Origin of the sequence: Bowmanella yangjiangensis (assembly GCF_017255015.1) — a bacterium.
Taxonomy (GTDB): Bacteria; Pseudomonadota; Gammaproteobacteria; order Enterobacterales; family Alteromonadaceae; genus Bowmanella; species Bowmanella yangjiangensis.
This window is the reverse complement of the sequence record NZ_JAFKCS010000636.1, coordinates 1-416: the sequence shown is the minus strand read 5'-3', so window position 1 is coordinate 416 and position 416 is coordinate 1. Positions and strand designations below refer to the sequence as shown.

Sequence of the window (416 nt, the reverse complement as noted above, 5' to 3'; positions counted from 1 at the left end):
CTCGCGGGTGGACACCGGCCTGCAACTGGTGGAGAACAGCGCCACCACCATGGGCGAGATCCGCGTGGCACTGGACGAGTCGCTGCAGTCGGTGGGGCTCATCGCCACCGCCCTGCAGCAGCAACGCGCCGCCAGCGAACAGGTGGCGCAGAACGTCGAACAGGTCGCGCAGATCGTCGAGGAGAACTCCGCCGCGCAAGGCGGCATCGTCCAAGCCATTCGTGCCTTGCAGGGCATGTCCGAGCGCTTGCAGGGGGTGATGCGCCGCTTCAGTTTCTAGGGCGCCAGCGGGCGGCGCCGGTGAACGCGACGCCGCCCTACCGGGTTTGCCTGCTGCCCGTCACATCGGCAGGAAGACGGGATTGGCAACGCCGAGCGCAGACGCTAAGGTCGCCAGCTCGTTCTTTTAGCGTGAC

Annotated in this window: 1 protein-coding gene; it reads left to right on the top strand. The window is 67.3% G+C overall.

All coding sequences use genetic code 11. From position 1 onward, the window contains the following. Positions 1-280: hypothetical protein (locus tag J0A65_RS26025; protein WP_206597088.1), on the top strand; the 280-nt coding region annotated here is incomplete at its 5' end. Positions 281-416: the final 136 nt, after the last annotated feature.